The sequence below is a fragment of the Actinomadura livida genome (assembly GCF_014648675.1).
GTDB classification, from domain to species: Bacteria; Actinomycetota; Actinomycetes; order Streptosporangiales; family Streptosporangiaceae; genus Spirillospora; species Spirillospora livida.
The window spans coordinates 631738-657220 of record NZ_BMRO01000003.1 but is presented as its reverse complement, the minus strand read 5'-3'; the positions used below and the strand labels follow the sequence as shown (position 1 = coordinate 657220).

Annotated in this window: 22 protein-coding genes; 14 read left to right on the top strand and 8 right to left on the bottom strand. The window is 73.8% G+C overall.

Features of this window, described 5'->3' with window-relative positions:
* The coding region (locus IEZ03_RS38810) for a maltotransferase domain-containing protein (RefSeq protein ID WP_189241177.1) at positions 1-146 on the bottom strand (146 nt) is incomplete at its 3' end.
* 274 nt (positions 147-420) lie between these two features.
* Here IEZ03_RS38810 and glgP point away from each other — a divergent pair.
* Entirely contained in the window at positions 421-3048 is a 2628-nt protein-coding gene (glgP, locus tag IEZ03_RS09765) for an alpha-glucan family phosphorylase (RefSeq protein WP_184887206.1), read from the top strand.
* On the opposite strand, the gene IEZ03_RS09760 is transcribed toward glgP, so the two are convergent.
* From IEZ03_RS09760 to IEZ03_RS09745, 4 genes are all read right to left on the bottom strand, one after another.
* Positions 3045-3572: a hypothetical protein gene (locus IEZ03_RS09760; RefSeq protein ID WP_184887204.1), complete on the bottom strand. Its 528-nt coding sequence runs from the start codon at positions 3570-3572 to the stop codon at positions 3045-3047. The two genes, glgP and IEZ03_RS09760, sit on opposite strands and share 4 nt — an antisense overlap.
* A gap of 29 nt (positions 3573-3601) precedes the next feature.
* Positions 3602-3865 (bottom strand): helix-turn-helix transcriptional regulator, encoded by a 264-nt coding sequence (locus tag IEZ03_RS09755; protein ID WP_229808168.1) that lies wholly within the window; start codon positions 3863-3865, stop codon positions 3602-3604.
* 225 nt (positions 3866-4090) lie between these two features.
* A complete protein-coding gene (locus IEZ03_RS09750) occupies positions 4091-4879 on the bottom strand; it encodes an SWIM zinc finger family protein (RefSeq protein WP_229808167.1) in 789 nt (262 codons plus the stop codon).
* A complete protein-coding gene (locus IEZ03_RS09745; RefSeq protein WP_184887200.1) occupies positions 4879-7911 on the bottom strand; it encodes a DEAD/DEAH box helicase in 3033 nt (1010 codons plus the stop codon). The genes IEZ03_RS09750 and IEZ03_RS09745 overlap by 1 nt, the downstream gene beginning before the upstream one ends.
* Before the next feature lie 134 nt (positions 7912-8045).
* On the opposite strand from IEZ03_RS09745, the gene IEZ03_RS09740 reads away from it, so the two are divergent.
* The 8 genes from IEZ03_RS09740 (at position 8046) to IEZ03_RS09705 (ending at position 17029) form a co-directional block, all read left to right on the top strand.
* A complete protein-coding gene (locus IEZ03_RS09740) occupies positions 8046-8828 on the top strand; it encodes an enoyl-CoA hydratase/isomerase family protein (protein WP_184887198.1) in 783 nt (260 codons plus the stop codon).
* A gap of 92 nt (positions 8829-8920) precedes the next feature.
* The gene (locus IEZ03_RS09735; RefSeq protein ID WP_184887196.1) at positions 8921-9688 is read left to right on the top strand and encodes an SDR family NAD(P)-dependent oxidoreductase; all 768 of its coding nucleotides are present in this window, start codon (positions 8921-8923) and stop codon (positions 9686-9688) included.
* Between the two features lie 231 nt (positions 9689-9919).
* A complete protein-coding gene (locus IEZ03_RS09730) occupies positions 9920-10870 on the top strand; it encodes an acyl-ACP desaturase (RefSeq protein ID WP_184887194.1) in 951 nt (316 codons plus the stop codon).
* Positions 10871-10965: 95 nt separating this feature from the next.
* Complete coding sequence (locus IEZ03_RS09725) at positions 10966-11781, top strand: serine/threonine-protein kinase (protein ID WP_184887192.1); 816 nt, start codon at positions 10966-10968, stop codon at positions 11779-11781.
* 51 nt (positions 11782-11832) lie between these two features.
* Positions 11833-13734, top strand: coding sequence for a serine/threonine-protein kinase (locus IEZ03_RS09720; RefSeq protein WP_184887190.1), 1902 nt, complete (start codon positions 11833-11835; stop codon positions 13732-13734).
* The gene (locus tag IEZ03_RS09715) at positions 13734-14999 is read left to right on the top strand and encodes a protein kinase family protein (RefSeq protein ID WP_184887188.1); all 1266 of its coding nucleotides are present in this window, start codon (positions 13734-13736) and stop codon (positions 14997-14999) included. The genes IEZ03_RS09720 and IEZ03_RS09715 overlap by 1 nt, the downstream gene beginning before the upstream one ends.
* A 276-nt stretch (positions 15000-15275) precedes the next feature.
* Complete coding sequence (locus tag IEZ03_RS09710; RefSeq protein ID WP_131988845.1) at positions 15276-16055, top strand: electron transfer flavoprotein subunit beta/FixA family protein; 780 nt, start codon at positions 15276-15278, stop codon at positions 16053-16055.
* 23 nt (positions 16056-16078) lie between these two features.
* Positions 16079-17029 carry an electron transfer flavoprotein subunit alpha/FixB family protein gene (locus tag IEZ03_RS09705; protein WP_184887187.1) on the top strand — a complete coding sequence of 317 codons (951 nt, stop codon included), beginning with the start codon at positions 16079-16081 and terminating at the stop codon, positions 17027-17029.
* A gap of 66 nt (positions 17030-17095) precedes the next feature.
* Here IEZ03_RS09705 and IEZ03_RS09700 read toward each other — a convergent pair whose 3' ends face one another.
* Positions 17096-18325: an MFS transporter gene (locus tag IEZ03_RS09700; RefSeq protein ID WP_184887185.1), complete on the bottom strand. Its 1230-nt coding sequence runs from the start codon at positions 18323-18325 to the stop codon at positions 17096-17098.
* A gap of 140 nt (positions 18326-18465) precedes the next feature.
* Positions 18466-18999, bottom strand: coding sequence for a TetR/AcrR family transcriptional regulator (locus tag IEZ03_RS09695; protein WP_184887184.1), 534 nt, complete (start codon positions 18997-18999; stop codon positions 18466-18468).
* Positions 19000-19150: 151 nt separating this feature from the next.
* Here IEZ03_RS09695 and IEZ03_RS09690 point away from each other — a divergent pair, with 151 nt between their 5' ends.
* Both IEZ03_RS09690 and IEZ03_RS09685 read left to right on the top strand, forming a co-directional pair.
* Positions 19151-20326, top strand: a complete 1176-nt coding sequence (locus IEZ03_RS09690) for a cysteine desulfurase family protein (RefSeq protein WP_184890819.1) — start codon at positions 19151-19153, stop codon at positions 20324-20326.
* A 62-nt stretch (positions 20327-20388) separates the two neighbouring features.
* Positions 20389-21234, top strand: coding sequence for a DUF1206 domain-containing protein (locus IEZ03_RS09685; protein ID WP_184887182.1), 846 nt, complete (start codon positions 20389-20391; stop codon positions 21232-21234).
* A 34-nt stretch (positions 21235-21268) separates the two neighbouring features.
* Here IEZ03_RS09685 and IEZ03_RS09680 read toward each other — a convergent pair whose 3' ends face one another.
* Complete coding sequence (locus IEZ03_RS09680; protein ID WP_229808166.1) at positions 21269-22309, bottom strand: DUF695 domain-containing protein; 1041 nt, start codon at positions 22307-22309, stop codon at positions 21269-21271.
* 103 nt (positions 22310-22412) lie between these two features.
* On the opposite strand from IEZ03_RS09680, the gene mnmA reads away from it, so the two are divergent.
* The 3 genes from mnmA (at position 22413) to IEZ03_RS09665 (ending at position 25432) form a co-directional block, all read left to right on the top strand.
* Positions 22413-23501, top strand: coding sequence for a tRNA 2-thiouridine(34) synthase MnmA (mnmA, locus tag IEZ03_RS09675; protein WP_184887178.1), 1089 nt, complete (start codon positions 22413-22415; stop codon positions 23499-23501).
* A 70-nt stretch (positions 23502-23571) separates the two neighbouring features.
* Entirely contained in the window at positions 23572-24390 is an 819-nt protein-coding gene (locus IEZ03_RS09670; RefSeq protein WP_184887176.1) for an LLM class F420-dependent oxidoreductase, read from the top strand.
* Positions 24391-24415: 25 nt separating this feature from the next.
* Positions 24416-25432, top strand: a complete 1017-nt coding sequence (locus tag IEZ03_RS09665) for a methionine synthase (protein WP_184887174.1) — start codon at positions 24416-24418, stop codon at positions 25430-25432.
* The last annotated feature ends 51 nt before the right edge of the window (positions 25433-25483 follow it).

Below are 25483 nucleotides of genomic sequence, written 5' to 3'. Positions count from 1 at the left end.
ACCGTCGCCGACACCTCGACCGTCTCACCCACCACCGCCTTGGCAGGCCACCTGCCACAACCCACCACCGGCGCCACATCGAGGATGGGGATGCGCCCAAGTTTCGGAATGCCGGGAGCGCTGGACGTTCCGGACTCGACGTGCATAGGCCCACCTCTACCCGCGCGGAATTTCCAAAACGTCCCATGCCCGCGATCAGGCGCCTACCGTCCTGTAGTTTCCGATAACTTTGCGCGGCCCCCCGGACACCATGGGTGAGGGCCGACCGGGACGTGTGATCCGCGAGCTCAGCCTGTACGGAAAGCCTTTGCGGCCCGGGGCATTCCGGAGTTCAAGAGCGTCTCTGGAGACGGTCGGTTCGGGGGGCCTTCCCTTCCCGGCTGTCGCACCATCGGGACGCAGCGCATAGCGTGACGTTGTGTGAAGGCAATCCGACGTTTCACGGTTCGCACCGTCCTTCCCGAGCCGCTCCGGCAGCTCGAGGAGCTCGTCCTGAACCTGCGCTGGTCCTGGCACCACGAGACGCTCGACCTGTTCCGCGCCGTGGACCCGGCGCTGTGGCAGGCCGTCCACCACGACCCGGTCAGGCTGCTCGGCGAGGTCGCGCCGGAGCGGCTGGAGCGGCTCGCGGAGGACCGGCGCTTCCTGCGGCGCCTGCAGGACACCGCCGAGGACCTGCGCGAATACCTGACGGCCCCGCGCTGGTACCAGTCGCGCGCGGACGCGGACGCTCCGTCCTGCATCGCCTACTTCTCGCCCGAGTACGGCATCACCGCCGCGCTGCCGCAGTACTCCGGCGGGCTCGGCATCCTCGCGGGCGACCACCTGAAGACGGCGAGCGACCTCGGCGTCCCGATCCTCGGGGTGGGGCTGCTGTACCGGCACGGGTACTTCTCGCAGTCGCTGTCGCCGGACGGCTGGCAGCTGGAGCGCTACCCGCCGATCGACCCGAACGGGCTGCCGCTCACCCTGCTCCGCGAGCGGGACGGGACACCGGTCCGCATCACCATCGGCCTCCCCGCGGGCCGCGGCCATGTGGGCGGGCCCCACGGCCGCGGACTGCAGGCGCAGGTGTGGGTCGCGCAGGTCGGCCGCGTCCCGCAGCTCCTCCTCGACTCCGACGTCGAGGAGAACGAGCAGCCGGCGCGCGACATCACCGACCGGCTGTACGGGGGCGGCGGCGACCACCGGCTCCTGCAGGAGATGCTGCTCGGCATCGGCGGCGTGCGGGCCATCCGCGCGTACTGCCGCATCACCGGGCACCCCGCGCCCGAGGTGTTCCACACCAACGAGGGGCACGCCGGGTTCCTCGGCCTGGAGCGCATCCGCGAGCTGGTGTCGGAGGACGGCCTGACGTTCGACGAGGCCCTGGAGGCGGCCCGTGCGGGCACGGTGTTCACCACGCACACGCCCGTCCCCGCCGGCATCGACCGGTTCCCGCGCGAGCTGATCAGCCGGTACTTCGGCGGCGGGAACGAGACCGAGCAGGTCCCCGTCGAGCGGGTCCTCGCCCTCGGCGCCGAGGACTACCCCGGCGGCGACCGCACGGTGTTCAACATGGCCGTGATGGGGATGCGGCTGGCGCAGCGCGTCAACGGCGTCAGCAGGCTGCACGGGCAGGTCAGCCGGGAGATGTTCGGCGGCCTGTGGGGCGGGTTCGACACCGCCGAGGTCCCCGTCGGCTCGATCACCAACGGCGTGCACGCCGGGACGTGGGTCGCCCGCGAGGTGCTGGAGTTCACCGCCCGGGAGCTGCCCTCGGTGATGGAGAGCGGCCGCGGCTGGGAGGGCGTGCGGAACGTCTCCGAGGCCGAGATCTGGCGGATGCGGGGGCTGCTGCGGCGCCGGCTCGTCGCGGACGCGCGGCGCCGGCTGCGCGAGTCGTGGCGGCAGCGCGGCGCGAGCGAGGCCGAGACCTCGTGGATCGACGACGCCCTCGACCCGGACGTGCTGACGATCGGGTTCGCGCGGCGCGTCCCGTCCTACAAGCGGCTGACGCTGATGATGAGCGACCCGGACCGGCTCCGCTCCATCCTCCTCGACCCGGACCGCCCCGTGCAGATCGTCATCGCCGGGAAGGCGCACCCGGCCGACGAGGGCGGCAAGCGGCTCATCCAGGAGATCGTCCGGTTCGCCGGGTCCGAGGACGTCCGGCACCGGATCGTGTTCCTGCCCGACTACGACATGGCGCTCGGGCAGCTCATGGTGCAGGGCTGCGACGTGTGGATGAACAACCCGCTGCGCCCGCTGGAGGCGTGCGGCACGTCCGGGATGAAGGCCGCGCTGAACGGCGGGCTGAACCTGTCGATCCGGGACGGCTGGTGGGACGAGTGGTACGACGGCCAGAACGGCTGGGCGATCCCGTCCGCCGACGGCCTCGCCGCGCCCGACCGGCGGGACGAGCTGGAGGCCGCCGCGCTGTACGAGCTGATCGAGGACCACGTCTCGGTCACGTTCTACGACCGGGACTCGGCCGGGCTGCCGCGCCGCTGGCTGGAGATGGTCAAGCACACCATCGCCACCCTCGGCCCGAAGGTGCTGGCGACCCGGATGCTGCGCGACTACGTCGAGGAGCTGTACGCCCCGGCGGCGGCGTCCGAGCGCGCCATGGTCGCCGACAAGTTCGCGGGCGCGCGGGCGCTCGCGGCGTGGAAGAGGCGGGTCCGGGAGGCGTGGCCGCGCGTCGCCGTCGAGCACGTGGAGTCCAGCGGGGAGGAGAGCCCGCAGGTCGGTGCGCGGCTGGCGGTGCGCGTCGTCGTCGACCTCGGCGGCCTCGACCCGGACGACGTCGCCGTGGAGGCCGTCTACGGCCGGGTGGACGACTCCGACGCGCTGGTCGGCCCGGCCCATCTGGAGCTGCGGAATGCCGAGCCGGCCGATGACGGCCGGGTCCGCTACGTCGGGGAGGTCCCGCTGGAGCGCAGCGGCGCGTTCGGGTACAGCGTCCGCGTGGTGCCGAGCCATCCGCTGCTGTCCGGACGGGCGGAGATGGGCCTCGTGGCCCTGCCGCCCGCCCCGCAGGGCATGACCAACGGCGACCTCCGCTAGGCGGTCTCCTCGTCGTCGGGCGGCGGGTCGGGCTGCCGCCACCCGGCGACGAGCACCGGCATCAGCAGGTGCGTGAGGAACAGTGACACCACCCCCATGACGATCGCCGCCATGGGGATGAACGTGCCGCGGTCGCCTGGGACGCCGAGGACCGCGACGACGACCACGGCGAGCAGCACCAGCATCGCCCGGTGCGCGACCGCGTGGGCGCGGAGCCGCTCGGCGACCTGCCGCTCGTCGAGGTCCCGCTCCGCCAGCGACACCGTCCCCCGGGTGGCGGCGTTCAGCACGGTGATCACCGGCAACGCGATCAGCACCGCGAGGACGAGCAGGCTGATCGTCCAGTACATCGCGGTGTCGCTCGGGGCGAGGTTCCACGAGACGACCGTCCCGGACCACACCATGGCGATGGCCGCCCCTCCCGCTCCGGCGAGCACGCGCCGGCGTTTCCGTGTCGCGTGCCAGGAGGGCAGGACGTCCTTCTCCGTGGCCTCCTTCTGGGCTTCCGTCCAGCGTGTCCTCATCCCGTGCGCCCTCCCGTCTCGGCTTCCCATCACGTGCTCCCCAGCCGGGGGAACGGCTCCAGCGAGAACACGACCTCGACCGGCACCTCGAAGAACCCGGCGATGCGCAGCGCGAGATGCAGGCTCGGGCTGTACTCGCCCCGCTCCAGGTAGCCGATCGTCTGGTAGTGGACCCCCAGCGCCGTCGCCAGCTCGCGGCGCGAGACGCCCCGCTCGGCCCTCAGCACCGCGATCCGGTTGTGAACGTTCTCCTTGTCGGCCTTCTCCTTGCCGGCCTTGCTTCCCGCCTTCACCGGCATCGCCTTCGCGGCCGGCGGCCAGGGCGCGCTCTACGCGCCGCGGCCGCGGGTCCGCGAGCATCGCGTCGCATCGGAGTCTCGTCCACGGCACCTCCTGCCGGTAAGTGAACTGCGATCTTCCGAACTATTCATACAACGGCTTGTAGTAGAACTACTACATCTAATCGCAGACATGCAAGTCCGGTGGCTTGGTAAGCCGGGGCAACGGCCGGACCGCGCTCAGCCGGGCAGGTCGCCGCCGTCCTGGTCGGCGAGGGCCTCGTAGACCGGGGCGAGGACGTCGGTCAGCGCGCGGCGGCGGATCTTGACCGGCGGGGGAGGGGCCAGCTGGAGCACGAACCCCGGCGGGACGGGAGGCGCGGCCGGGCGCTCGCGGAGCCGGGCCAGGCCGGACGGCGGCGCCCAGAACCCGGCGGCCGTGAGCGGCTCGTCCTCCAGGTCGAGGGGGTCGGGCTCGGTCTCGGTGCCGCGCCGCAGCGCCGCGAGGAGCTGCTCCCGGCCCCGGCCGTTCCACTGCAGGACGAGGAACGGGTCGTCGTCGAACGCCTCGGCCAGCAGGTACAGGACGGCCGCCGCGTGCTTGCACGGATCGCCCCAGTCGGGGCAGTCGCACATGAGGTGCAGGTCGGACGCCGCCCCGGGGAAGAGGGCGAGGCCGAGTTCGGCGAAGACCCACTCGATCTCCGGCGGCATCTCGCCGGCCAGCAGGCGGGCGCGGAACACCGCGCGCGACGCCAGCTCCTTCTCGACGGCCCGCCAGTCGGCCTCGCCGATCGCGTCGATGCCGAGCGCCACCTCGTACGGCTCGGGGGCCGATCCCTGCACCTTCGCCGTCACCTCGTGCGGCGCGACCCTCAGGTCGAACACCCGGCCCTTGCGCGCGTACGTCCGGCCGCGGGACAGCCGCCCGGTGTCGGCGAACGACTCGAGCAGGTCGATGAACCGGCGCGACCACCACTGCGCGCCGATGGAGCCGCGCCGGTTGCGGGCCCTGATGACCTCGCCCACTAGTCGCTCACCGCCTCGGGGGACAGCCGCAGGACGTCGCGCAGCTCCGCGACCGACAGCTCGGTGAGCCACTCCTCGCCGGTGCCGACGATCGACTCGGCGAGGGCCTTCTTGCGCTCGATCATCTCGTCGACGCGCTCCTCCATCGTCCCGACGCAGATGAACTTGCGGACCTGGACGTTGCGGGTCTGCCCGATGCGGAACGCGCGGTCGGTGGCCTGGTCCTCGACGGCGGGGTTCCACCAGCGGTCGACGTGCACGACGTGGTTGGCGGCGGTCAGCGTCAGGCCCGTCCCGGCGGCCTTGAGGGAGAGCAGGAAGACCGCGGGCTCGGCGTCGCCCTGGAACCGCTGGACGAGGTCGTCCCGCGCCTGCTTGGACGTCCCGCCGTGCAGCCACAGCACGGGCCGTTCGAGCCGGGCCGCCAGGTAGGGCTGGAGCATCGAGCCGAATTCGGCGTACTGGGTGAACACGAGCGCCTTCTCGCCCTGCGCCAGGACCTCCGCGCAGATCTCCTCCAGCCGTTCGAGCTTGCCGGAGCGGCCGGGGAGGCGCGAGCCGTCCTTGAGCAGCTGCGCCGGGTGGTTGCACACCTGCTTGAGCTTGGCCATCGTCGCCAGCACGAGCCCGCGCCGCTGCGTCTCGTCGGCCTCGGCGATCTGCTGGAGCATGTCGTCCACGGTCGCCCGGTAGAGGGACGCCTGCTCGGTGGTGAGGTTGCAGTAGACCTTGATCTCCTGCTTGTCCGGCAGGTCCGAGATGATCGACCTGTCGGTCTTGAGGCGGCGCAGGACGAACGGCTGCGTCGCCCGCTTCAGCGCCGCCGCGGCCTGCTCGTCGCCCTCCCGCTCGATCGGGATCGCGAACCGCCGCCGGAACTCGGCACGCGGGCCGAGCAGCCCCGGGTTGGCGAACTCCATGATCGACCACAGCTCGGTCAGGTGGTTCTCGACCGGGGTGCCGGTCAGCGCGATCCGGGTGCGCGCCGGGATGCTCCGCACCGCCCTGGCCTGCCGCGTCCCGCTGTTCTTGAGCGCCTGCGCCTCGTCGCAGACCACCCGCTCCCACTCGAACCCGGCGAGCGTCTCCGCGTCCCGCGTCGCGGTCCCGTAGGTCGTCAGGACGAGATCGGCCCCGGCGACGGCTTCACCGAGCTCCTCCCCGCGGTACCGACCCGTCCCATGATGGACGTACACCCGCAACTTGGGCGCGAACCGCGCCGCCTCCCGCTCCCAGTTCCCCACCAGCGACATCGGCAGGATCGCCAAGGTCGGGCCGGGACGGGCCCCGTCCTCCCGCTCGTGGACGAGCAGCGACAGCACGGAGATCGTTTTCCCGAGGCCCATATCGTCCGCAAGTAGGGCGCCCAGCCCCAATCCGTCCATGAAGGTCAGCCAGGCGAGCCCCCGCTCCTGGTAGGGGCGCAGGTCGGCGTCCAGCTCGTCGGGCGTGCGCATCGGGGTGAGGCGGCGGTCGGCCTCGCCGGAGAGGAGGTCGCCGAGGGGGCCGGCGGCGTCGACCCCGGTGAGGGGGAGGGCGTCGTCGCCCGCGTGGACGATCGCGCGGATCGCCTCGGCGGCGGTCATCCGGCCGCGGCGGGGGTGGCGGAGGAAGTCGAGGGCCGCCTCCAGCTGCCGCTCGTCCAGCTCTACCCACTGGCCGCGCAGCCGGACGAGGGGCGTCTTCAGCCGGGCCAGTTCCTCCAGTTCGGCCTCGTCGATGCTGTCGTCGCCGATGGCGAGGTCCCAGCGGAAGCCGACCATCGCCTTGAGGTCGAAGCCCGACGGGCCGGCGGCGCCCGCCGACGCCTCCGGATCCTCCGTGCCGGTGGTGAGCCTCATGCCGAGCTTCGCCTTGCCCGCCCACTGGGGGAGCAGGACGCCGAAACCGGCGGCGGCGAGCATCGGCGCGGCCCGGCGGAGGAAGCGGAACGCGCCGGCGGTGTCGAGGAGGAGTTCGCCGGGTGCGGGGCCGTCCAGGGCCGGCGCGATGTCGGGGAACAGGCGGAGCGCGCGGCCGAGGCCGGCGAGGAGCGTCTCCTCCGCGTCCGGGACCGAGGTCGCCTCGCCCGCCCACACCATCGCGGCGGGCACGTACAGGCTGGGGTCGTCGGTGCCCTGGAGGGCGAACTCCACCCGCCAGGAGTCGCCGTCCCGTTCGGCCGCGTCCTCCGTCTCGAACTCCTCCGCGCCGAACTCCTCCGCGCCCGGTTCGGCGAGGCGGAAGCACACCCGCAGGGGGCCGGACGGGCGGCGCGCGGCGGCGGCCCACGCGTCCAGCTCGGCGATCAGGTCGCCGGGGTCGTCGCGCGGCTCGCGGGCGACCAGCGGCGACGGGCCGGTCAGCGCCGCCACCCAGCGTTCGGCGAGCGGCAGCCGGTCCGGGACCTTGCGGCGGGACACCAGCAGCGGATGCGGCACCACGCCCCGGACGGCGGTGTCGGCCAGCCCCGACAGGGCCTCGCGCAGCACCTCACCGGCGGGCCGGCCGCCGTCGGCGGCGCGGCACGCGGCGGGCATCGCGCGGGCCAGCGCCCGGAACCGCGCCGGGTCGTCGATCACCGGGCGCCAGCGGGCCACCAGGTCGCCGTCCTCGCGCAGCAGCGCGGGCAGGACGTGGCCGCGCTCCGCGAGATGGACGGCCTCGTCCGCGAGCAGGCACAGGAACCGGAGGTCGCTGCCGGGGACGACGTCGGCCGCGTCCTCCGCGGCCTGGAGCAGTGCCATCGCGGCGAACGGCTCCAGGACGAGCGCCGGGACCGTCCACGGACGCAGCTCCGGCTCGTCCCGCACCGGCTCCGGCCGCAGCTCCGCGGAGGGCAGCGGATGGCCGCCCCCGTCCGGCGGTGACACGGTCGGCAGCGTCAGGGACAGCTCGACACGGAACGCGCCACGGACGAGCGGCTCGTACGACGTGCCGGTGAAGTCGCAGGTGGCGAACGGGTGCACGCCGGGTCCGGGCTCGTACGGGCCGGTGCGCTCGGCCCAGAGGCACAGCGCACCGCCCTGCCAGGTGGCGTGGGCGACGAGCATGGTCACCGAAGCTACCAGGGGCCTCTGACGTCCCGGCGCATGACAGCCGCGACTCCGGTGCCGCCCGTCACCCCGGCACACCGGCTGGTTAGGCTCGAAGCCGTTCACCGCCGAAACGCAGCAGGAGGTTCGCCGTGGGCGAGTTCGTACGGGTCGAGGTCGAGGACGGGATCGCGACGATCAGGCTGGACCGTCCGAAGATGAACGCCCTGAACGCCCAGATGCAGCGCGAGCTGATCGACGCGGCCCGCGAGGTCACCCAGGACGAGGCCGTCGGCGCGGTCGTCCTGTACGGCGGGGAGAAGGTGTTCGCGGCGGGCGCCGACATCAAGGAGATGGCGCCGATGTCGTACGCGCAGATGTCGGCGGGCCACTCGCGGCTGCTGCAGGACTTCGCCAAGGCGCTCGCCGGGATCCCGAAGCCCGTCATCGCCGCGATCACCGGGTACGCGCTCGGGGGCGGCCTGGAGCTGGCGCTGACGGCCGACTTCCGGGTCGCGGGCGAGGGCGCGAAGGTGGGGCAGCCGGAGATCCAGCTCGGCATCATCCCCGGCGCGGGCGGCACGCAGCGGCTGTCCCGGCTGATCGGCCCGTCCAGGGCCAAGGACCTGATCTTCTCCGGGCGGCACGTCAAGGCCGACGAGGCCCTCGCGATCGGCCTGGTGGACCGGGTCGTCCCGGACGCCGACGTCTACCGGGCCGCCAGGGAGTGGGCGGCGACGTTCGTCGGCGGGCCCGCGATCGCGCTGCGCGCCGCCAAGCAGGCCATCGACGCGGGGCTCGAGGTCGACCTCGACACCGGGCTGGAGATCGAGCGGACCCAGTTCGCCGCCCTGTTCGCCACCGAGGACCAGGCGAACGGCATGAAGAGCTTCATGGAGGAGGGCCCCGGCAAGGCCCGGTTCACCGGCCGCTGACCGCCCGCGCGCCGTCGGCGGTATGAAACGTTACGTGTGTTTTTGGCCGTGCCTGCCTGGGGCGTCGAGATCGGCCGATAGCATCTGCCGCCATGCGACACGCGTACCGAACCGCGCTCGTCACGGGCGCGTCCAGCGGCATCGGCGAGAGCTTCGCCCGCCTCCTGGCCGGCCGCGGCACCGACCTGGTGATCGTGGCGCGCCGGGCCGACCTGCTGGACGGCCTGGCCCGCGAGCTCGTCGAGCGGTACCGGGTCGCCGTGGAGGTGGTCGCGGCCGACCTCACCGACCCCGCGCAGCGCGGCGAGGTCGAGGCGCGGCTGCGGGCCGACCCGGTCGAGTTGCTGGTCAACAACGCGGGCTACGGCGCCTTCGGGCCGTTCGCGGAACTGCCGCTGGACGACCATCTGGCGCAGGTCGAGCTGAACGTGAACGCGCTGGTGCGGCTCACCCACGCCGTCCTGCCGGGCATGACCGAGCGCGGCCGGGGCGGGGTGCTGAACGTCGCGTCGATGGCGGGGTTCGCCCCGTCGCCCGGCAGCGCGACGTACGGGGCGACCAAGGCGTACGTGGCGGCCTTCTCCGAGAGCCTGCACTCCGAGGTCGCCGCCAGGGGCGTCCACGTGACGGCGCTGTGCCCCGGTTTCACGCGCACGGAGGACGACGTCCCCTCGAACCTCCTGTGGCTGCGCCGCGACGACGTGGCGCGGGCGGGCCTGGACGCCGTCTCGGCCGGACGCGCGCTGTGCATCCCCGGCATGCAGTACAAGGCGGCGTTCCCCGCCCTCAAGCTCGTGCCCAGGCCGCTGCTCAGGGCCGCCGCGAACCGCATGTGGCAGCAGGCCGCCGACACGAGGTGACCCGGCGGTGACGCAGGTCACGTCGCTTTTGCTCGGATCTACAAAACTCGCCGCGGGCGGATTGTCACGGGGCTTACTTGACGCGGGTGACGCTCAGTGGCGACCATCGAAACCTACGCTTACGTAGGTTAGGCCTTACGTAGGTGGGCATGGCCCGCCGGGCCGCCCCTCCTCGTGTCGCGGGCGCGGCGGCACCGTCCGGCAATACACATCGTCCAGCGAAGGAACCGCATGTCCGTGACCCCCGAAGACAAGTTCCAGACCGGCCTCCTGCACGACCTCGAACCGGTGGTCGAGACGGAGCTCAACCGGCACCTGTCGATGGCCAAGGAATGGTTCCCGCACCAGTACGTCCCCTGGTCCGAGGGCCGCGACTTCGACGGCCCGCTCGACGGCGAGCCGTGGTCGCTGGAGCAGTCCAAGCTGAGCGTCGAGGCGCGCGAGTCGCTCATCGTCAACCTGCTCACCGAGGACAACCTCCCCGGCTACCACCGCGCGATCGCCACCGTCTACGGCCGCGAGGGCGCCTGGGGCACCTGGGTCAACCGGTGGACCGCCGAGGAGAACCGCCACGGCATCGCCCTGCGCGACTACCTCACCGTCACCCGCGCCGTCGACCCCGTCGCGCTGGAGCGCGCCCGCATGCACCACATGGAGGCCGGCTACGAGGCCGACCACGGCGACTCGTTCCTGCACGGGACGGCGTACGTGTCCTTCCAGGAACTCGCCACCCGCGTCTCGCACCGCAACACCGGCAGGGCGTCGGGCGACCCCGTCTGCGAGCAGATGATGGCCCGCATCGCCGCCGACGAGAACCTCCACATGATCTTCTACCGGAACCTGATGGCCGCCGCGCTGGAGGCCGCCCCGAACGAGACCATGCGGGCGATCACCGACGTCGTCACCACGTTCCACATGCCCGGCCACAGCATCGACGGCTTCCTGCGCAAGTCCGTCATCATCGCCAACGCCGGCATCTACGACCTGCGCCTCCACCACGACGACGTCCTCGTCCCGGTCCTGCGCAAGTGGAACGTCTTCGACCGCACCGACCTCTCCGGCGACGGCGAGAAGGCCCGCGAGGAACTCGTCGAGTTCCTGGACCAACTCGACGCCTCCGCCACGAAGTTCGAGACCCGCCGCGAGGAGCGCCGAGCCCGCCAAGCCGCCCGGAAGCAGTGATCCCGCCCGGGCTGAGCTGACCGTCCAGCCTGCCCGAACGCCGTTCAGTCCGTTTTGTCCGGAACGCGGACGGTGGTTTCGGCGTCCAACCGGATATGGGGACGCAGCGGCGGCTGGGCGAGTATCGGTTGCTGGCCGAGATCGGCCGGGGGAGCACCGCGGTGGTGCACCTGGCCATGGACCCCCGCGGCCGCGAGGTCGCGGTGAAGGAGCTGCTCCCGGAGCTGGCGGGGGAACCGGAGGCGATCTTCCGCCTGGCCCGGGAGATGTCGGCGCAGGCACGGGTCCGCAGCGAGTACGTGGCCCGGCTCCTGGACGGGGAGGTCGGCGCCGCGCGCCCGCACGTGGCGATGCAGTACGTGCCGGGCTGCCCGCTGAACGACCTGATCGCGGCGTACGGCCCGCTGCGGCCCGACCGGCTCGTCCGGTTCGCGCGGCGGCTGGCGCTGGCACTGGGCGACGTCCACGACGCGGGCGTGCTGCACCGGGACGTGTCGCCCGGCAACGTGATCGTGATGGGCGACCGCCCGACGCTGATCGACTTCGGCATCGCGCACGAGGCCGGCGCCGAGCAGATCACCCGGCGCGGGATGGTCGTCGGGACGCCCGCCTTCCTGGCCCCGGAGCTGATCGAGGGGGAGCGCGCCACCACCGCGTCGGACGTGTTCTCGTGGGCGGCGACGGTCGCCTGCGCCGCGACGGGGCGGCCGCCGTTCGGCCGCGGGTCGCTGCACGGGGTGTGCTTCCGCATCCTGCGCGGCCAGGCCGACCTCGACGGCGTCCCCGAGCGGCTGGCCGGGCTGCTGCGGTCCGCCCTCCTGCGCGACCCGTCCCGCCGGCCGACCGCCCGCAGGCTCGCGGGCGCGCTCGCGGACGGCGGCGGCACCGGTGACGGGACGGCGGCCGCATGATGCCGATTAGATCTTCTCGTCCGGATCGGCGAGAGTAGGGTTTCGGAAACGATGAAGGGAGCCGTCACGTCCGGGGAGCGAATCGGCCACTACCGCGTGCTGGACACCCTCGGCGAAGGGGGCATGGGCGTCGTCCACCTCGGCGCCGACTCCGAAGGCCGCAACGTGGCCATCAAGGTGCTGCGCCCCGCCGTCGCGGGGGACGCCACGGCGCGCCGCAGGCTGGCCCGCGAGGTCGACTCGATGCGCCGGGTGCACAGCCCGCACGTCGCCGAGATCCTCGACGCCGACGTGACGGCCGAGCGACCCTACATCGTGACCCAGTACGTCCCCGGCCAGACCCTTGAGGAGGTCGTCGAGGAGTCCGGGCCCGTGTACGGGCCGGCGCTCCAGCGGCTCGCCGTGGGGCTGGCCTCGGCGCTGTCGGCGATCCACGGCGCCGGGATCGTCCACCGCGATTTGAAGCCCGGCAACGTGATGCTCGTCGACAGCGAGCCCGTCGTGATCGACTTCGGCATCGCGCAGGCCGCCGACGCGACCCGGCTGACCGCCACCGGGATGGTGATCGGCACGCCCGGCTACCTGGCCCCCGAGATCATCGAGGGCGAGGACGCGGGCCCGCCGTCGGACGTGCACGCCTGGGCGGGCACGCTCGCCTACGCCGCGACGGGCCGCCCCCCGTTCGGCTCCGGGACGTTCGAGTCGATCTTCTACAAGATCATGCAGGGTGCGCCGGACCTCGACGGCGTGCCCGACGCGCTGCTGCCCGTGCTGCGCTCGGCGATGGCGCGCAACCCCGCCGAGCGCCCCACCGCGATCAGCCTGGTGCAGCTCACGCGGCGGATCCACATCGAGGCCACGATCACCGACCAGACGCGGATCGACCAGCACTACCCGTCGCCGTCCGCGTCCCCGGCGGAGCCCGCGCCCGACCACTCCCGGCAGTTCTCCATGCCCGCCCCCGGCCCGCCGCCGGCCGACGCGCCGCGGTCCACCACGCCGGGCTCGACCGCCATCCCGGCCGTCGCGCCGACGCCCGCGCCGGCACCGGCGCAGCCCAGCGACTTCGTGGGGCAGCTGCCGCCCGCGGCGCCCCCGCCCGTCCCGCCGCCCGGCCCCGCCCCCTTCAAGGCGGGGGAGCAGTTCCAGGGCCGCGCCTACCCGCCTGCCGACCCCTACGCCCAGGGCGGATACCCGCCGCAGTACGGCCCGCCGCCGAACCAGCCGCCGCCCGGAGCGCTGCAGCGCGGGCCCGAGCAGGGCGCCCCCTACGACCAGCGGACGCAGGACGCGCAGCGGCGCGCCGACCAGGCGCGCGGTGCGGACCGCGACCGGGAGCGCCGCAAGCCCTACGGCTGGTACCGGCTGCTCAGCTTCATCGTCCTGGTGGCGCTGCTCGGCTTCGCGAACATCGTGCCGCTGCTCGCGCTGCTGGTCACCATCGGCGGCGTGCTCGTCCTGCGGATGGCGGACAAGGCCGCCCAGGGCATGGAGGGACGCCAGACGCGGCGCGGCCCGCGCTCCGGCGACGCGGTCGCGGCCGCGTTCCGGACGCCGCTGCACCTGCCGGGCGCGCTGATGTCCACCGTGCTGTGGACGTCCCTGAGCCTCACGGCGGGGGTGATCCTCCTCGGCGTCCTCGTCTTCGCCAACTCCGGCATGACCGCGTCCAAGGCCATCGCCTACTCCGCCATGGCGGTGATCGTGCTGCTGTGCCTCGCACCGGGCAGCGGCCCGCCCAGGCGGCAGCTCGCCCGGATCTGGGGCGCGCTCCTGCCGCGCGCCGAGGCCGCGCTGGCCGCCGCCCTGATCCTCGGGATCTTCGCGGGCGTCCTGGTCGTGCTGTCCCAGGAGCAGCCGCCCGACACGACCCCGCTGGACGGCATGAGCCAGGACCTGGAGAGCCTGCGCGCCGACGTCCGCGACCTCGTCTCCGGAATCCCGGGCCTGTGATGGAGCGGATCGGCGCCTACCGGCTGCTGACCCGGCCGGGCGGCGGGGCCGGCGCCGTCCGCCGCGCCGCCGGGCCGGACGGCCGCGACGTGGCGATCAGGCTGCTCCCGCCGGACGCGGCGCCCGACATCGCCCGGATGCGCCAGGTCCTGAGCCCCTACGTGGTGGACGTCCTGGACGGCGAGCCCGCCGGTCCGCAGCCCTACGTCGTGGCCCGCTTCGTCCCCGGGCGGCCGCTCGCGGAGACGGTCGCCGAGCAGGGCCCGGTCGCGGGCGCCGAACTGCGCCGCCTCGCCTTCGGGCTGGCCAAGGCGCTCGACGCCATCCACGCAACCGGGCTCGCGCACGGCCGGCTCGGCCCCGAGACGATCCTGGTGGTGGACGGCGCGCCCGTCGTCGTCGACTTCGGGCTCGACGCGGATGCCGCTGCCGCCGGAGACGTCCGGGCCTGGGCCGCGGCCGTGACGTTCGCGGCCACCGGGACGTCCGCAGAGGGAACCCAGACCGAGGGACTGCCCGCCGACCTGCGCCCGCTGGTCGCCGCGGCCGCCGCCCCCGATCCGGCCGCGCGGCCCACGGCGGCCGCGCTGGTGGAGGCGCTGTCCCGGCTGGACCTGCCCGCCGTCCCGTCCGCCCGGCCGTCCGCCGAGCCGCTCTCCCCGCGGCCCGCTCCCGCCCCCGGCCCGCACGCGGGCGAGCGGGAACCTGCAACGGCCCTCCGGGCACGCGGCCCGGCCGTCGCCCGCGGCTGGGCACGGCTGCTCGCGGCGATGGCCGTGGTGATCGCGGTCGCGCTGGCCGTCATCGCGCCGATCGCGGGCCTCCTGCTGACGCTCGGAGCCGTGACCCTGCTGAGGGCGGCGTGGGAGCCGAGCCTGCCGCGGGCGCTCGGGCGGACGCTGCTGACCGTCCCGTACGCGGCGGCGGCCACGGTCGCCGTCCCGCTGGGGCTGGTCGCGGTGTCGGCGTTCGGCGGCGAGATCGACTCGCTCAGCGCCGCCGCGTTCGGGGCCGGGGCCGGTGCCGCGGTGCTGTGGACGGGGCCGGGCGTCAGCGCTCCCCGGCGGCAGCTGGAGCGGATGTTCCTGCCGGTCGTGCGGCGGCCCCGGCGCCTCGCGGCGGCGGTCGCCGTCCTCGGCGGGCTCGCCCTGCTCGCGGGGGTCGGCGCGCTGGCGCTGACGCCGAGCTTCTCCCCGCTGTACGGGCTGCAGGGCTCGGTGGAGGGCGCCATGGACCGGCTGCAGACCGCCGTCAACAGGTTCTGAGGCGTGAAGTGCGTCACGCCGGATCCGGAACGCCGCCGACCCGGCAAACCCGGCGGCCAGGTGGGTAAGGTCTCACAAGCTGGAATTTGCCAGTGTGCTACTGGCAAGTAACATAGTCCGTGCACGGCCGTATCAGGGACCCGGCTCCGAAGCACGTTCGGGTGTTTGGCAGGCTGTGACTTCGAAAACGCACGTCCGCGTCGACCCGCCCAGGGGCGGCGCCCCTCTGCCGCTCACCAAGCGGCCAACTGAGTGCAGGGAGGTCGGCCACCGGCCATGAACATCGTCGTCCTGGTGAAGCAGGTTCCCGATACGGAGAGCCCGCGCAAGCTGAAGTCCGATGACAGCACGCTCGACCGCGCCGCGGCTGACGGCGTCATCAACGAGCTCGATGAGTACGCGATCGAAGAGGCGCTGCGCATCAAGGAGGCCCAGGGCGGCGAGGTGACCGTTCTGACCATGGGCCCCGACAAGGCGACCGACTCGATCCGCAAGTCCCTGGCCATGGGCGCCGACAAGGCCGTGCACCTCGTCGACGACGGCCTCGCCGGCTCCGACGCGCTGCAGACGTCCTACGCCATCCAGCAGGCCCTCGGCCGCACCGGCTTCGACCTGGTGATCCTCGGCTCGGAGTCCACCGACGCGCGCACCGGCGTCCTCGCCGCGATGCTCGCCGAGCGGCTCGGCGTCCCGCAGGTCTCGCTCGCCAACAAGGTCGAGATCGAGGGCACGTCCATCAAGGCGCAGCGGCAGACCGACTACGGCTTCGACCGCGTCGAGGCGAGCCTGCCCGCGGTCGTCAGCGTCGTCGAGAAGATCAACGAGCCGCGCTACCCCTCGTTCAAGGGGATCATGGCGGCCAAGAAGAAGCCGGTCGAGACGCTCGGCCTGGGCGACGCCGGCATCGACGCCTCGCAGGTGGGCCTGGCGAACGCCGCCACCGAGGTGGTCGACTTCGCCGAGGCGCCCCCGCGCGCCAAGGGCGAGATCGTCACCGACGAGGGCGACGGCGGCGCGCGGATCGCCGAGTTCCTCGCGTCGAAGAAGTTCGTCTGACCGGGGAAGGGGATTAACGAACAATGGCGGAGATTCTCGTCCTCGTCGACCATGTCGACGGTGAGGTCAAGAAGGTCACGCTCGAACTGCTGACGCTGGCGAACCGGCTCGGCGAGGCCGCCGCGGTATGGGTCGGCCCGGGCTATGAGAACGCGAAGGACCGGCTCGCCGAGTACGGCGCCGGGAAGGTCTACGTGGCCGCCGACGAGGAGCTCACCTCCTACGTCGTCGCCCCGAAGGCCGCGCTGCTCGCGCAGCTCGTCGCGGACAAGTCCCCCGCCGCGGTGCTCGTCGCCGCGACCGGGGAGGGCAAGGAGGTCGCCGGCCGGCTCGCGGTCAAGACCGGCTCCGGTGTGCTCACCGACGTCGTGGACGTCACCGACGGCTTCGTCGCCGAGCACTCCATCTTCGGTGGCGCGATCATCGCGCACGCCAAGGTGCGCACCGGCACGCCGGTCATCGCGGTGCGGCCGAACTCGGTGGCCCCGGAGGCGTCCGCCGCCAGCCCGGTGGAGGAGCAGGTCTCGGTCGCCCTGTCGGACGCCGACAAGGGCGCCCGGATCGTGGAGAAGGTCGTCCAGGAGAAGGGCGAGCGCCCGGACCTGACCGAGGCCGCGATCGTGGTCTCCGGCGGCCGCGGCGTCGGCGGCGCCGACAACTTCTCGATCATCGAGGGGCTGGCCGACTCGCTCGGCGCGGCGGTCGGCGCGTCCCGCGCCGCGACCGACGCCGGGTGGTACCCGCACTCGTTCCAGGTCGGGCAGACCGGCAAGACGGTGTCGCCGCAGCTGTACATCGCGGTCGGCATCTCCGGCGCCATCCAGCACCGGGCCGGCATGCAGACCTCGAAGACCATCGTCGCCGTCAACAAGGACCCCGAGGCGCCGATCTTCGAGCTCGTCGACTACGGCGTCGTGGGCGACCTGTTCCAGGTCGCGCCGCAGCTCACCGAGGAGATCAACAAGCGCAAGTGATTCTCGCGTGAACGCGTGAGCCCCGGCGACCGGTGTCGCCGGGGCTCACGCGCGTCCGGAGGCGGATCAGGCCGGGACGGGCTCAGGCTGGGTGTCGTTCGGGTCCGCCGCCGCGGGGGCCTCGGCGGGCGTGGCCGGGGCGGTGGCGTCCGCGCCCGCGCCCAGCCGGACGAAGTGGGCCCCGGCGGCGATGACCAGCGCCAGGACGATGACCGACCCCACGCCGACCCGCAGCGACGTGGCCTCCGCCAGGAAGCCGACCACGACCGGGCCGAGCAGGAGCCCGCCGTAGCCCATCGCGCCGACCTGCGCGACGGCCGCGGCGGGACGGTCCGGGGCGGCGGTGCCGGCCAGCGAGATCGCCGTCGGGACGACCGTGCAGACCACCAGCCCGGTCAGGAAGAACCCGGCGATCGCGACGGCCGGGCCCGGGGACAGCACGACGACGGTCATGCCGATCGCGGTGCCGAGCCCCGCGCCGGTCAGCAGCCGCCGGGTGCCGACGCGCGTGCGGACCCGGTCGCCGACGAGCCGGCCGAGCAGCATCGCCAGCTCGAACACCGGGTACCCGGCCGCCGCGACCGCCTCGCCGGCGCCCATCTCCTCGTGCAGGAACAGGCCGCTCCAGTCGGCGATCGACCCCTCGGTCATGAACGCGAGGAAGCCGAGCACGCCGATCAGGTACACGGCGGCGGGCATGCGGCGCCCGCCGCGTCCCGTCCCGGCGGCCGCGGCGGCCGGGCGCGGCGGGTCGGGCAGGTAGGTGCGGCCGAGCGCGAGGCCGGCGGGCAGCGCCAGCAGCGCGGCGGCCAGCACGGTCGCGGTGAACCCGAGCCCGGCCGCCGCCGTGCCGACGCCGAACACGCCGCCGCTCATCGCGCCGACGCACCAGCCGGCGTGCATGCCGCTCATCACGGGCCGGCGGTAGGCCCGCTCGACGACGCTGCCCTGCGCGTTCATCGCGATGTCGGTGACGCCGAACGCCATCCCGAACAGCACGACGGCGCCGAGCAGCAGGCCGTAGCCGGGCGCGAGCGCCACGGCCGCGAACGACAGCGAGGTCAGCGGCAGCGCGGCCCACAGGACGGCGCGGCTGCCGGCGCGGGACATCAGCCCGCGCAGCGCCTGCATGGCCACGACCGCGCCGAGCCCCCAGGCGAGGACGACGATGCCGACCTCGCCCTCGCCGGCCCCGAACTTCGCGGCCAGCGCGGGCAGGCGCGCCACCCACACTCCGATCAGCAGGCCCGCCAGCGCGAAGGTCAGGAACGTCCCCGTACGGGCGCGGGACAGCATGGTTCACCTCTTTCTCGGCTCGGCGTCTCGGTTCGCGGGGCGCACCCCGCGCGGGACGATGTGACGAAGATCATGGAACGTTCCAGGCCCATCCGGCCCGGACATCCGGGTGGTTCTCCCGGCGCGGTGCGCGCCGGGCCTCATCGCTCCAGCAGGCCCAGCAGCCGCTGCCTCAGGGCTTCGAGCTGGTCCGCGTCGTACAGCGCGGGATCATGGCTGAGCACTTCCCAGAGCCCCTCGGCCGCCAGCCGGACCACCGCCGCGGTGCCCGGGTCGGGATCCTCCGCGGGATCGCGGCCGTGCCAGCGCCGCATCGCCTCGCTCAGCGGCTCGGCCTGCTCCGGGTCGGCCGCGGCGGCCGTGATGGCCGACCAGCGCCGGTAGGAGCGGGCCTCACCGGTCAGGATCTCGAACGTGGCCTCGACGTAGGCCCGGGTGTAGGCGCCCGGTACGCCGTCGCCGTAGGAGGCGAGGTAGGACGCGATCAGGTCGTCGAACTCCTCGATGACCCGCGCCACCATCGCCCGGACGAGCGCGTCCTTGGTGGGGAAGTGGTAGAGCAGCCCTCCCTTGCTGACGCCGGCGCGGTCGGCGACCGCGTTGAGCGTCAGCGCCTGCGTCCCCTGCTCGGAGAGGACGGCCTCGGCGGCGTCCAGGAGGGCGTTCTTCATCATGATCCTCGTACTGTACCGTCTGGACGGTATACAGCCCAACGCCGGCCCCGCCGCCGCCATTCCCCGGGCCGCGCGCCGGTCCGCGGAAACGCCCGCAACCCCCCGGGCAGCGGCGGGGAACACGAGTGCCGCGGATACTGTTGACCCCGTGGTGACCTACCTCGACCATGCGGCGACGACCCCGATGCTGCCCGAGGCGATCGAGTCGATGACCGCCCGGTTGCGCGAGCTCGGGAACCCGTCCTCGCTGCACGCGGTCGGCCGGCACGCCCGCCGGGTCGTCGAGGAGTCCCGCGAGATCATCGCCGAGGCGTTCGGCGCCCGCCCGAGCGAGGTCGTGTTCACCTCCGGCGGCACCGAGGCCGACAACCTCGCCGTCAAGGGCATCTTCTGGGCCCGGCGCGCCGCCGACCCCGCCCGGAACCGCGTGCTGGCCAGCGAGGTCGAGCACCATGCCGTGATGGACGCCGTGCACTGGCTCGAAGACCACGAGGGCGCGCGGGTCGACTGGATCCCGGTGGACGAGCGGGGGCGCGTCCGTCCCGAGGCGCTGCTGGAGGCGATGGGCTCCGGCGACGACGTGGCGCTCGCGACCGTGATGTGGGCCAACAACGAGGTCGGCACCGTCCAGCCCGTCGCCGAACTGGCCGCCGCGGCGCGCGAGCGGGGCGTTCCGCTGCACATCGACGCCGTCCAGGCGGCCGGGACGCTGCCCGTCCGGTTCGCCGCGAGCGGCGCGCAGGCGCTCACCCTCACCGGGCACAAGCTGGGCGGCCCGCTCGGCGTCGGCGCGCTGCTGCTGGCCAAGCCGAAAGAGCCCGTCTTCCTCGATCCGGTCCCGCTGCTGCACGGCGGCGGCCAGGAGCGCGACGTCCGGTCCGGGACGCTCGACGCGCCCGCGATCGCCGGGTTCGCCGCCGCCGTCCAGGCCACGGTCGCGCAGCGGGAGGCCGAGGCGCAGCGCCTCACCGAGCTGCGCGACCGCCTGATCGAGGCCGTCCGCGCCGCCGTGCCCGACGCGATCCTGAACGGCGACCCGGTCGACCGGCTGCCCGGCAACGCCCACTTCTCCTTCCCCGGCTGCGAGGGCGACGCCCTGCTCATGCTGCTGGACGCCCGCGGCATCGCCTGCTCCACGGGCTCGGCCTGCTCCGCGGGCGTCTCCCAGCCCAGCCACGTGCTCATGGCGATGGGCACCGGGGCGGACCGCGCCCGCGGCTCCCTCCGCTTCACCCTCGGCCACACCTCCACCGAGGCCGACGTCAAGGCCCTCGCCGACGCGATCGGCCCGGTCGTGGAGCGCGCCCGCCGCGCCGGCCTCGGCTGACCGGCGTTTGACCGATCCTTTAACGGGGACAGCCTTGCCGTCCGTGAGGGAAAGGGAGCGCGATGGCGACGGAAGGCGAAGTGAAGCAGGCGGGCCGCAGGGCGGCCGGACACCCGTGGTTCCACCACCTGTCCCGGGTCGGGCTCGTCGCCCGCGGGCTCCTCTACCTGCTCATCGGCTGGCTGGCGCTCCGGATCGGGTTCGGTGCCGGCGGCGGCAAGGAGGCCGAGCGCAAGGGCGCCCTCCAGATGGTCGCGGACGGGCCCGGCGGGATGGTCGTCCTGTGGCTCATGGCCGCCGGGTTCGCCGCGCTCGCCGCATGGCAGCTCGCCGAGGTCCTGTACGGGCGTCCCGTGCCGGACGGCCACAGGTTCCACGAGCGGCTGGGTTCGGCGGCCCGCAGCGCCGTCTACGCGGGCGGTGCCGCGGTGACGCTCGGCTTCCTGTTCGGATACCAGGGGACGTCGAGCGACAAGCAGTCCCAGACGTTCACCGCGCGGGCGATGGGCGAGCCGGGCGGCCGGTGGCTCGTCCTGGCCGTCGCGGCGGGGTTCCTGGTGTGGGGCGGCGTCGTGATCGTCAACGCCGTCCGCCGCGGGTTCCTGGAGGAGCTGGACACCGGCCGGATGAGCCGGGCCGCGCGCCGCTTCGTGCAGCCGTTCGGGATCGCGGGCAACACCGCGCGCGGCCTCATCGGGGCGGGTGTCGGCGTGTTCCTCGGCTACGCCGCCATCACGTTCCAGCCGGACAAGGCCAAGGGCCTGGACGGCACGCTCCGCGAGTTCGCCGGCAGCCCCGCCGGGACCTGGGGCCTGCTCGCCGTGGCCGCCGGCCTGCTCGTCTTCGGCCTCTACTCGTTCTGCGAGGCGCGCTGGCGCAAGGTCGACGCCTCAGGTCCGAGCTGGTAGAGCCGCCCGTCCGGGCCGGCGGGGCCCGGCGGGCTCAGGGCTGGTAGGGAGCCAGGGCGCGCCAGCCGGGGTCGCTGGTGGAGGCGACCTTGGCCTTGCCCTCCGGCCATGCGGCGGCGAGCTGGTCCAGCTCGGAGATGACCCCCGAGTCGGGATCGGCGTAGAGGTGGAAGACGCGGAGCCCGTCGCCGGTCTCGTGGACGGCGAGGACGGCGCGGTCGCCGAGCTTGGCGAGCTTCTTCTCGAAGGCGCGCAGCGCGCCCGACGACGGCTCGACGGGCAGCCGGTCGGGGTTGCTGTTCGCGTACGGGACGCTGATCGCCACGTGCAGGTCGCAGAGCGGGTAGTCCTGGCGGTGCAGCGGGAACCGGGCGCCGAGCCGGGCGGGGTGCCCGCGCGGCGTGCGGCCCTCGCCGGTGAGCCAGGCGGGCTCGGCGAACGGCTCGGCGACCTGCTCGACGACCGCGGCCAGCATCGACGGCGGCAGCGCGTCGATCGGCGCCTCCGTGGCGATGGTCACCTCGCCGATCCAGCGGGCGACGTCGTCCTCGCCGAGGGCCCAGTGCAGGACGTTCAGCGCGACCTGGAGCTGCTGCTCCTCCGACACGAACAGGAAGTCGGGATGGTAGGCGGTGATGTGCACGCGGGCCCGGTCGGTGTCGGCGCGCATGCCGAGCCGGACGTACTCCAGGTCGAACTCGTGGTCGCCGAGGGCGAGGTCCTGGGCGAGCATCTCCGGGTCGGGCTGGCGCGCCGGGTGGAAGCTCCATCCGCCGGCCGCCGCGCCGGACGGCGCGGACCGCGCCCAGCGCTCGGTCAGCCCGCGCAGCTCGGGGGCGCCGCCGCCGGTCACGGTGAGCGAGGGCGCGCGGTCCTCGGCGCCGCCGATCTCCCACTGCAGCGCGGAGTGGATCCGGTGGACGCGGCGGGACAGCTCCTCGATCGCCTCCGCGGACAGGCCCTCGCCGGGCGTCTCCGGCTCGGGCTGGTCCGGCCCGGCGGCCAGCGACGCCTCGATCGTCGGGCGCGCCTGTGCCCACCACTCCCAGAACTCGCTGATCGCGGGCGGTGTCACCGGTGACGCCTCGCGCGGACGACGGAAGATTCCCATAGCGGCCCCAATCGTACGCGTAAATGCAGTCAGGGGATCGGGCCACGCCGCGTACGCTCGAAGGACTATGACTTTGCGCGTACTCGCCGCCATGTCCGGCGGCGTCGACTCCGCCGTGGCCGCCGCCCGCGCCGCCGAGGCCGGGCACGACGTCACCGGCGTCCACATGGCCCTGTCCAGCAACCCCCAGTCCTACCGTACGGGGGCGCGCGGCTGCTGCACCCTGGAGGACTCCAGAGACGCGCGCCGCGCCGCCGACGTGATCGGCATCCCGTTCTACGTGTGGGATCTCGCCGAGCGCTTCCACCGGGACGTGGTGGAGGACTTCGTCAGCGAGTACGCGGCGGGCCGCACCCCGAACCCGTGCCTTCGCTGCAACGAGAAGATCAAGTTCGCGGCGCTGCTGGACCGCGCGATGGCGCTCGGCTTCGACGCGGTCTGCACGGGCCACTACGCGCGGCTGGACGCCGCGGGCCCGGCCCCCGTCCTGCGGCGCGGCGTCGACGCCGGCAAGGACCAGTCGTACGTGCTGGCCGTGTGCACCCCCGAGCAGCTCGCCCACGCCCTGTTCCCGCTCGGCGACACGTCCAAGGCCGACATCCGGCGCGAGGCGGAGCGGCGCGGCCTGCAGGTGGCCGACAAGCCCGACAGCCACGACATCTGCTTCATCGCCGACGGCGACACCCGGGGCTTCCTGGCCGAGCGGCTCGGCGCGGCGCCCGGCCCGATCGTCGACACCGACGGCAACGAGGTCGGCGAGCACGAGGGCGCCTACGCCTACACGATCGGCCAGCGCAAGGGCCTCCGCATCGGCACCCCGGCACCCGACGGGCGGCCCCGCTACGTCCTGGACATCTCCCCGGTCACCAACACCGTGACCGTCGGGCCGCGCGAGTCGCTGGACGTCACCGAGATCGTCGGCGAGCGCCCGGTGTGGCTGAGCGACGTCCGCGGCGGCCCGTTCGACTGCGAGGTGCAGCTCCGCGCGCACGGCGAGGTGTACCCCTGCACGGCCGAGGCGGACGGCGACCGCCTGCGCGTCCGGCTGGCCGCCCCGGCGCGCGGCGTGGCGCCGGGCCAGGCCGCCGTCCTGTACGACGGCGACCGCGTCCTGGCCTCCGCGACGATCACCGACACGGCCCGCGTGCCCGCTTAGCCGAGGGCCCGGGAATCAGGCCGGGCGCGCGGGGCTTATGGTCGCGTAGGCGATACATGGGAGGCGTGCCGTGGAGTTCGGTGTTTCGACGTTCGTGACCGATGACGGGATCGCGCCCGCCGCACTGGGGCGGGCACTGGAGGAGCGCGGGTTCGCGTCGCTGTATCTGGCCGAGCACACGCACATCCCCGTGAAGCGGGAGACGCCGTGGCCGGGCGGGGCGGAGCTGCCCCGGCACTACTACCGGACGCTCGACCCGCTCGTCGCGCTCACCGCCGCCGCGGCCGTGACGGAGCGGCTGCGCGTCGGCACCGGCATCGCGCTGGTGATCCAGCGCGACCCGATCGTGCTGGCGAAGGAGGTCGCCTCGCTCGACCTGGTCTCCGGCGGGCGGGCCGTGTTCGGGGTCGGCGCCGGCTGGAACCGCGAGGAGATGCGCAACCACGGCACCGAGCCGGCGACCCGGATGCGGCTGCTCCGCGAACGCGTGCTGGCGATCAAGGAGCTGTGGACGAAGGACGAGGCCGAGTTCCACGGCGAGTTCGTCGACTTCGACCCGGTGTTCTCCTACCCCAAGCCCGTCCAGGACCCGCACCCGCCCGTCATGATCGGCGGCTCGGGGCCGACGACGTTCGACCGGGTCGTGGAGTTCGGCGACGGCTGGATGCCGATCTACGGCCGCAACACCGACGCGCTGGCGGCGCAGATCACCGAGCTGCGGGAGCGGGCCGGCCGCCGCGTCCCGGTGACGCTCTTCGGCGTGCCGCGCGACCCCGGCACGGTCGAGGAGCTGCGGGGCGCCGGTGTGGACGAGGTCCTGTTCAACCTGAAGACCCTGCCCGAGGACGACACGCTCCGCTACCTGGACCGGCTCGCCGAACTGCTGTGATCGCCGCGCCGGTAGGGTTCGACGTGTGACGACGAGCTATCCGTGGCAGGCCGGGACGGCGACCGGGATCGGGTCGTATCCCGGTGACGATCCGGCGGAGGCACTGCGGACCGTCCTCGGCGAGCTGCCGGAGCTGCCGCACCTGCCGGAACTGCCCGCGCGGGGCCCTGGCGCCGACATGACGGGCCGGACGGCCGGGCTGCTGGTCGAGATGCCGGTGCACCTGGAGCCGTCCGGGTGGCGGTTCGCCGACCGCCCGGGGCGCGACACGCTCCGCTCCCGCGACCACCTCGCCCGGGATCTGGACGTCCTAGAGGAGCTCGCCGCGGCGCACGACGGGCCGTTCAAGATCCAGGTCTGCGGGCCGTGGACGCTGGCCGCCACGATCGAGCTGCGGCACGGCGACCGGGCGCTCAAGGACCCCGGCGCCGTCCGCGACCTCGCCGCCTCCCTCGCGGAGGGCGTGGCCGCGCACGTCGCCGACGTCCGGCGCCGGCTGCCCGCCGCGGAGATCGTCCTCCAGCTGGACGAGCCGGCGCTGCCCGCGGTCCTCGCCGGGACGGTCCCGACCGCCAGCGGCTTCTCCCGGCTGCGGGCGATCGAGGAGCCGGTCGCGGAGCACACGCTCCGGACGGTGATCGACACGGTCTGCGCGGACGGCGCCGCGTACCCGGTCGTGCACTGCTGCGCGCGGAACGTCCCGTTCGCCCTGCTGCGGGGCGCGGGCGCGCGGGCGATCTCGGTCGACCTGGCCCGCGTGGCGCGGCGCGACGACGACGCGGTGGGCGAGACGATCGACACCGGCACGGGCCTCCTGCTCGGCGCGGTCCCCGCCGCCGACACCGCTCTGCCGTCCCTCCGGGCGACCGCGGAACCGGTGCGGGAGCTGTGGCGGCGGCTCGGCTTCCCGCCCGCGCGGCTGGCCGAGCAGGTCGTGGTCACGCCCGCGTGCGGGATGGCCGGTGCGTCGCCGCGGTACGTCCGCGCGGCCCTCGCACGCTGCCGCGACGCCGCGAGAATGCTCTTCGAAGCGGCCGCCTAGGCGGGTGTGGCGGGCCTCGTATTGTCGGACGCGTTGACGACAATAGGGGTC